The organism is Polaromonas sp. P1_G4 (assembly GCF_056405475.1).
In genome coordinates, this window is record NZ_JBFUCA010000208.1 from 1 (window position 1) to 6,889 (window position 6,889).

6 protein-coding genes are annotated in these 6,889 nt (G+C 63.0%); 1 reads left to right on the forward strand and 5 read right to left on the reverse strand.

Going from position 1 to position 6,889, the window contains the following annotated elements:
- Window positions 1-427: extracellular solute-binding protein (locus tag AC1D1X_RS12010; protein ID WP_477698337.1), on the reverse strand; the 427-nt coding region annotated here is incomplete at its 3' end.
- Between the two features lie 512 nt (window positions 428-939).
- Here AC1D1X_RS12010 and AC1D1X_RS12015 point away from each other — a divergent pair.
- The gene (locus AC1D1X_RS12015) at window positions 940-3,075 is read left to right on the forward strand and encodes an acyl-CoA dehydrogenase (protein ID WP_477669062.1); all 2,136 of its coding nucleotides are present in this window, start codon (window positions 940-942) and stop codon (window positions 3,073-3,075) included.
- 9 nt (window positions 3,076-3,084) lie between these two features.
- On the opposite strand, the gene AC1D1X_RS12020 is transcribed toward AC1D1X_RS12015, so the two are convergent.
- The 4 genes from AC1D1X_RS12020 to AC1D1X_RS12035 form a co-directional block, all read right to left on the reverse strand.
- The gene (locus AC1D1X_RS12020) at window positions 3,085-4,638 is read right to left on the reverse strand and encodes a malonate--CoA ligase (RefSeq protein ID WP_477669061.1); all 1,554 of its coding nucleotides are present in this window, start codon (window positions 4,636-4,638) and stop codon (window positions 3,085-3,087) included.
- On the reverse strand, window positions 4,625-5,455 hold the full coding sequence (locus AC1D1X_RS12025; RefSeq protein ID WP_477669060.1) for an enoyl-CoA hydratase/isomerase family protein: 831 nt from the start codon (window positions 5,453-5,455) through the stop codon (window positions 4,625-4,627). Before AC1D1X_RS12025 ends, AC1D1X_RS12020 begins: the two co-directional genes overlap by 14 nt.
- 7 nt (window positions 5,456-5,462) lie before the next feature.
- Window positions 5,463-6,446: a Bug family tripartite tricarboxylate transporter substrate binding protein gene (locus AC1D1X_RS12030; protein ID WP_477698338.1), complete on the reverse strand. Its 984-nt coding sequence runs from the start codon at window positions 6,444-6,446 to the stop codon at window positions 5,463-5,465.
- Between the two features lie 55 nt (window positions 6,447-6,501).
- The coding region (locus AC1D1X_RS12035) for an alpha/beta hydrolase domain-containing protein (protein ID WP_477698339.1) at window positions 6,502-6,889 on the reverse strand (388 nt) is incomplete at its 5' end.

Genomic DNA, 6,889 nt, shown 5'->3' on the forward strand with positions numbered 1-6,889 from the left:
GGTCGATGGTGCCCAGCTTTTCCATGATGGCGGGGTCGAGGTTGCCGTAGTTGGCGACCTTGGACTTGTCGAGCTTGGCAAGCAGGCCGCCGTCGATTTGTGGTTTGGCGAATACGGCGCCCGGCACCACGATGTCGTAGCCGGTGTTCCCTGCCACCAGCTTGGCGTGCAGGGCTTCGTTGTTTTCAAAGGTCTGGTAGTTGACCTTGATGCCGGTTTCTTTTTCGAAGTTGGCGATCATGTCCTTGGCGACATAGTCAGGCCAGTTGTAGACATTGAGCACCTTTTCTTCGGCGGGGGCAGCGGCGGGTGCGCTTGCTGCGGGCGCCGGAGCAGCAGCGACAGGTGCCTCCTCTTTTTTACCGCAACCGKCCAGCATGGCTGCCAGGATGGTTGAAATCGCCAGATAGCCAAGATGCTTTTTCATAATGTCCGTAACTCCTCTTAAAACTTGGAAGTAAAAACCAGGAAACTCAAGCAAAAATCAGACCGGAGCAATTGTATAAGAGGGCTAGGGCCTGTCATCATATAAATCGCCCCCGCGCTGGGGCTGCAAGGGGCGCAGCGCTAGGCGCAGGCCGCCGACCGGGGGTATCCCCCGGTCAAGGGCTGCAACAACGCGAGGCGCCCCTTGCAGCCCCAGCCCTACGGGTGGCACCCGGAAAAGGCCGCACTCGTCGTTGCGAAGCCTCACCGGGGGCCTACCCCGGCTTCATTTCGCGCCTAGATTGCGGCCTTTTCCGGATGCCACGCGGGGGCGATTTATATGATGACAGGCCCTAGAGCCGCGGGAACTTTTTCTCCCCGGGGCTTGCCTCCACGGCAGCCCGGCATCTGGGCCAATTCGCCTACAGCCAGATACGCCCAAGGACGGCTGCCCAATTGGCCTGCGCTGCATACGCTAAGGGCAACCCCTTACTTTCAGCTCAGGAGAAACCCATGGGATTGACCCGATGGTTAGGCGAGGCCGCCATGAAACCCTTTGCCCGTGCACTGCCCGTCATGGGCGATACCGAGCGGGCAGCGCTGGAGGCGGGCACGGTCGGGTTCGAAGGCCAGCTGTTCTCGGGAACGCCCCATTTTGATGCCCTGCTGGCCGCTGGACCCAATGTACTGAGCGCCAAAGAGCAGGCTTTCCTGGACAACGAGGTCACGGCATTGTGCGCACTGCTGGACGATTTCGCCATCGACCAGGCTGGCGACCTGCCGGCCGAAGTCTGGGCTTTCATGCGCGGCAGGCGCTTCTTCGGAATGATCATTCCCGAGGAGTGGGGCGGCCTCGGCTTCAGCCACTACGCCCATGCCACGGTAGTGACGCGTATCGCCACACTCAATATTTCTGCGGCAGTCACCGTCATGGTGCCCAATTCGCTGGGTCCGGCCGAACTGTTGCTGCGCTATGGCACAGCGGCGCAAAAAGAGCACTACCTGCCACGCCTGGCCGATGGCCGCGACCTGCCCTGCTTCGGACTGACCTCGCCTTATGCGGGCTCCGATGCCGCATCCATCCCTGACCGCGGCGTTGTCACCGCGCGCGAGATCGACGGCGTCATGGTGCGCGGCTTCAGTGTGGATTTCTCCAAGCGCTACATCACCCTGGCGCCGGTGGCTACCGTAGTCGGCCTGGCCTTCAACGCGGTGGACGAAACCCTGCCCGAAGGACAGCGCAACCTGGGCATCACCTGCGCGCTGATTCCCGTGCCGCAACCGGGCATGCAGATCGGCAGGCGGCACCGGCCGATGGACGCCGCCTTCATGAATGGTCCCATCGAAGGCCGTGAAGTCTTCATCCCCATGGACTGGATCATCGGTGGCGAGCAGCAGGTCGGCCAGGGCTGGCGCATGCTGATGGAATGCCTGGCGGCGGGGCGCGCGATCTCCCTGCCGGCGTTGGGCTCGGCCATGCAGCAAACCGCGCTTTTCGTCGCCAACGGTTACGGCCAGGTGCGGGAGCAGTTCGGCCTGCCCATCGGCCGCTTCGACGCGATTGCCGGCGTGATTGCGGAAATGGCCTGTGAGCTCTATGCGACGGACGCCGCACGCCGCTACACCGCCGCCGTACTCGACAAGGGCGAGCAGCCCAGCGTGGCCAGCGCCATCCTGAAAGTGCACCTGACCGAAGCCGGCCGGCGCGCCGTCAACCGCGGCATGGACATCCTGGGCGGCAAGGGGATCATCCAGGGGCCATCCAATCTGTTGTCGGTGGCTTACCGCGGCGCGCCTATTGCCATCACCGTGGAAGGCGCCAACATCCTGACCCGCTCGCTGATCATTTTTGGACAAGGCGCGGTGCGCTGCCACCCCTACGTGATGAAGGAAATGCAAGCCGTGCAAGGCAACGATGCGCAGGCGCTGGGGGAAGCGCTGATCGGCCATGGCGGACACGTGCTGCGTAACTTCTGGCACAGCATAGCCGGTGCACCCTTGCAAGGCTCGCCCCCCGCGGGCCTGGAAAAAGAAGCCCGACTCATCGCCCGCTTGAGCAGCCAGTACGCATTGACCTGCGACCTGGCCATGGGCTTGCTGGGCGGCAAGCTCAAGCGCATGGAGCTGCTGTCGGCCCGGCTGGGCGATGTGCTGGCCCACCTCTACATGGCCAGCGCCTGCCTTTGGCGTTATGCCGTCGACAAGGATACGAATATGCTGCCGGTCGCACAGGCAGCCATTCGCGTACGGCTCGATGAAGCCGGCAACACGCTGGAGGCCCTCTATGCCAACTTTCCTTCGCCGCTAAGGCGTGTAGTGGGTGCGCTGGTGCTGAACCGCAGCACACGCCTGGCACCGCTTCGGGATGTTCAGTTGCTGGAGCTGGCCAAACTTCTGCGAACCCACCCCGTCGTGGTGAAACGCTTGTGCCCTGACTTGGCAACGCCTACCAGCGGCGGGCTGCGCGACCTGATGGATGCGCTCGATCTGGCAACGCAGCTCGGCGAAGAAACCGTGGCGCTGAACAAGGCCGTGCGCAGCAATCAGTCCATGGAGCACGCCGCGAAAGCCTCAAGCCGCCCGGACCTGGCGTTGGCTTATTTACGCGCCGCCGACAAGGTGATCCAGGTCGACGACTTTGCGCCTTAGAACCTGTTCTTAAGCCGCGGCCCGGGTAAACAATCCCTTGTACTGCTCACGCAGCAAATTCTTCTGTACCTTGCCCATGGTGTTGCGCGGCAATTCACTGACCACAAAGCAGTGCTTGGGAATCTTGAAGTTGGCCAGCTTCGATTTCAATTCGCCCACAATCCCGCTGCCCTCGAGCACGACGCCCGGCTTGGCGATAACGACGGCCACGCCGACCTCGCCGAAATCCGGGTGCGGCACACCGACCAGCGCGCTTTCGGCCACGCCAGGCATGTCGTTGATGTAGCCTTCGATTTCGGCGGGATAGACGTTGTAGCCGCCGCTGATGATGAGGTCCTTGCTGCGGCCCACGATGACGATGTAGCCGCGCTCGTCGATCTTGCCCACGTCGCCGGTCTTGAAGTAGCCGTCTGCGGTGAACTCTTCTTTTGTCTTCTCCGGCATGCGCCAATAGCCCTTGAAAATATTCGGGCCCTTGACCTGGATGCCGCCGATCTCACCGGCCGGCAATGACTCGCCGCCTTCGTCCTGCACACGCAGGCTGACACCCGGCAGCGCAAAGCCCACCGTACCGCCGCGCCGCTCGGCGCCTTGGTAGGGGTTGGACGTGAGCATCACGGTTTCCGACATGCCGTAGCGTTCCAGAATGGTGTGGCCGGTGCGCTCTTTCCACTCGTTGAAGGTCTCGATCAGCAAAGGCGCCGACCCCGCCACAAAGAGCCGCATGTTGCGGCAAGCCTCGCGCGTCAGGCCCGGCTCGGCCAGCAGGCGCACATACAGCGTGGGCACTCCCATGAACACCGTGGCTTGGGGCAGCTTTTTCACCACCAGCTTGGGGTCGAATTTGGCCAGCCAGATCATCTTGCTGCCGTTGATGAGCGCACCGTGAATGGCAACAAAGAGTCCGTGCACATGAAAAATCGGCAGGGCATGGATCAGCACATCGCCACGGCCTTCGGGCCCTCCGGTAGCCGTCCAGCCCCAGGCATCTTTAAGCACCAGCGCATTGCTCAGCATGTTGCCGTGCGAAAGCATGGCGCCCTTGCTGCGGCCGGTGGTACCGCTGGTGTAGAGGATGGCGGCCAGGTCGTCCGCCTGCCGTGCCACCACTTCATGCCGGTCGCTGCAATGCGTTGCACGGTCCAGCAGCGAGCCTGTGCGGTCATCGTCCAGTGTGAACACGTTCTGCGTGCCGGCCTTGAAGGCGATCTTGCTGACCCAACCAAAATTCTTGCTGCTGCAGACTATCACCGACGGCTCCGCGTTGCCGATGAAGTATTCGATCTCGGCGCTTTGGTAGGCAGTGTTGAGCGGCAAAAACACATAGCCGGCGCGCAGCGTCGCCAGGTAAAGCATCATGGCCTCCACCGACTTCTCGACCTGCACCGCCACCCTGGCCCCTTCAGGTAACCCCAGCAAGGCCAGCAGGTTGGCCATCATCGCAGTGCCGCGTTCGAGGTCGCGCCACGAATAGCAGAGGCCGTTGTCAGTTTCGACGGCGACTTCATTGAGCGAAGAAGGAAACGCGGCTCGAAGCGTTGCAAACAGGTTATGGTTTTTCATGGGTCAGGCTGGCTATGGTTGGAATTTCGGCCGCCCGGCGATCAAACCGGGGCAGGCGTTTTTCAGTGAAAGCGGCAATACCTTCGCGGTGCTCGGCAGAAGGTGCATAACGGTAGGCTGTTGCTATCAAATCAGTAGCTGGTTGCGCTGGTCCAGTGGGCGCCAGAGCCCTGAATGCCTGTTTATTCAGGCGAGCGGCGCCAGGCGCAAGGGCGCAGGTGCGATCCACGCAAGCCATGACCAGGGCCCCGACGTCCTGGCCCGGCGCAACCTGGTTGAGAAAGCCGCGCTGCTTCATCTCGGCGGCCCCCAGAACGGCAGCCGAAAGCAGCATCTCCCTAGCGGTCAGCTCCCCGGCGGCACGCATCACCAGCGCAGCCTCGCGCGGCGCCATCGGGAAGCCGAGCTTGGCGATGGGCGCACCAAACTTTGCCGTATCGCCGGCGATACGGATATCGCAGCAGCTGGCAATTTCAACGCCGGCGCCCATACAGTTGCCTTCGATCTGCGCGACGATGGGGACGTCGCAGTCCAGCATGGCCTGCAAGCCGCCCCATACATCGTCTTCATGAAACGCGCGCAGGCCCGCTTCCTCAAAGCGAAAGCCGGCGTATTCGGAGATGTCGCCGCCCGCGCAAAACTGCCCGCCCTCTCCCCGCACCAGCACGCAACACAACGCTGCGTTTTGCTGGATGCGCTCAAACGCCGCACGTAGCTCGCGCCACATGGCGCGAGACATGGCATTGAGCTTGCCGGGATGGGACAGCGTCACAAAGGCAACGGGGCCTTTCACTTCCAGTAAAACGACACCGGTCATCAAGGGATCAGTCGAGTTTGGCGCCAGAGGCTTTCACCACGGCCGACCAGCGTTTGACCTCGCCGCTCACGAACGCGCCGAATTGCTGCGGCGTGAGGTTGCCGAAGTCCGCGCCGTTGTTGGCCCAGATGGCTTTGAGCTCGTCGGTGGTGGCGGCTTTGCGCAGGTCTTCCACGATGCGCGCCTGCACGTCTGCCGGCGTACCCTTGGGCGCCCACATGCCGTACCAGGTGGTCACGGTGTAGTTGGGCAAGCCCAGTTCGCCGGCGCAGGGCACATCCGGGAAAGCCGGGTTGCGTTTGGTGCCGGACACCATGAGCGCCTTGATCCGGCCGCCCTTGATATGGTTGGCGGAAGAGCCCAGGCCGTCAAACAWCATGTCGACATTGCCGGAAATCAAATCCTGCAGGGCCGGGCCCGCGCCGCGGTAGGGAATGTGGGTGATGAAGGTCTTGGTCTGCTGCTTGAACAACTCGCCGGCCAGGTGGTGCGAAGTGCCCGCGCCGGCCGAACCGTAGTTGTACTTGCCCGGCGCCTTGCGCACAGCTTCAAGGTAGGCCTTGAAGTCGGGGAACGGCAAGTTGCGGGGGTTGACCACCAGCACCTGCGGCACGTTGGCCATCAGGGCCAGTGGCACAAAATCTTTCTCGATGTCGTAGTCCAGCTTGGGATACATCGAGGGCGYGATGGTGTGGTGCACTGCGCCCATGAAGAGCGTATAGCCGTCGGGCTGGGCCCTGGCAGCGATACTGGCCCCCAGCGTGCCGCCGGCGCCGCCGCGGTTGTCGATGATGAGCTGCTTGCCGGTCAGCTTCGCGAACTGGGCGGACAGCGGGCGGGCGAATGCGTCGGTGCCGCCACCGGCTGGAAACGGCACGATCATCGTCACTGGCTTGGTGGGCCAGGCTGACTGCGCATGCAGCAGGGGTGATGCGGTTGCAGCACTGGCCGCAGCGATGCGCAGGACGTCGCGCCGGTTAAATGAAATCATGGTTTGTCTCCTTTGATGGGTTTTACTACGGGATGATATTCGGTAAAAATCGCCTTCAGCGCAGCACCGCACTGGCTTCGGCAGCCTTGATTAAGCGCACCGCGTCTTCGGCCAGCAGGAAGCCCTGGGCCTGGGCTTTGTCGGTGGCCTTGCGTACGGCGGCCACATAGCCCTCGTGCGAACCGTAGCGCTCCTGCAGCGACAGGCGCGGGTCACCGTTGGCACCGCGCTCTTGCGCCGTTCGGGCAAAGGGCACCATGCCGCCCACGTAATTGCAGATCTGCCCCTGGTGGAACGGCCGGGCACCGCCCGCCGTGATGTTCCAGCCCAGGTAAGTGCCCAGCGGCGCTTCGAGCAGCACCACCGGCACGCCGCCCAGCTCATTGCCATCGGCGTCCACCCGCGGCGCCAGCATGGGCAGCACCCGGCGGATGGGCGGCGGC

Excerpts from the sequence above, each read along its gene's own strand:
- AC1D1X_RS12025 (WP_477669060.1), bottom strand. The coding sequence starts at position 5,455 with ATGACCGGTGTCGTTTTACTGGAAGTGAAAGGCCCCGTTGCCTTTGTG.
- AC1D1X_RS12015 (WP_477669062.1), top strand. The coding sequence starts at position 940 with ATGGGATTGACCCGATGGTTAGGCGAGGCCGCCATGAAACCCTTTGCC.
- AC1D1X_RS12020 (WP_477669061.1), bottom strand. The coding sequence starts at position 4,638 with ATGAAAAACCATAACCTGTTTGCAACGCTTCGAGCCGCGTTTCCTTCT.